This is a genomic window from Dellaglioa sp. CoH-55-MRSF-7, from assembly GCF_056782235.1.
In genome coordinates this window covers 1-512 of record NZ_JBXAYI010000050.1, presented here as the reverse complement: position 1 = coordinate 512, position 512 = coordinate 1, and the positions used below count along the sequence as shown (strand labels likewise).

General features: G+C 59.0%; 2 protein-coding genes. Both read left to right on the top strand.

Going from position 1 to position 512, the window contains the following annotated elements; all coding sequences use genetic code 11:
- Window positions 1-324: hypothetical protein (locus AC1RPU_RS07810; protein ID WP_481769613.1), on the top strand; the 324-nt coding region annotated here is incomplete at its 5' end.
- Window positions 321-512, top strand: a 192-nt coding sequence (locus AC1RPU_RS07805) for a hypothetical protein (RefSeq protein ID WP_481769612.1), incomplete at its 3' end; no start/stop codon positions are given. The genes AC1RPU_RS07810 and AC1RPU_RS07805, both read left to right, overlap by 4 nt.

The window sequence follows — 512 nt, the reverse complement described above, 5'->3', positions numbered from 1 at the left end:
CGATATGCGGTGCTGGAGCTGGCACATTCGTTGGTGCAGGCAACACCATTGAAAACTGTATCAACGAATTATTTCGTGTGCTGCGCGGTGCAGGCAGCGGGGGAAGCGCTGGACCAAGGAAAGCCCGGTATCTACAGTGTAGAAGCTCAAAAGGTGCGCGCCGCTATCCGTGCGTCCCTCGGGGCCCATAATGTACTAGAGTCGTGGCTCCGAGCACGTCGCGATTCCGGGTTCGATGCGGAGGACGCTGAGCCGCGACTTCGGGCCACGCGTCTTGCGTGGATCAAGTGGATGATGGACAACTGGTGTTGGGAGCAAGCATGAACGTAGACGCAATTCCGGAAAAGACGGTGCGTGGCGCACTGCTGCGGCAATACGCACGTTGGGTGGCCAAAGTCGATCGAGCCGAAGAGCACCACGATGAGGCGGCCATGGATTACGCGAGTGGCGGGATTGCGGCCCTAGAAGCCCTGATCAGCGATCTTGGGCTCGACGACAGGCAGATGCAAAAC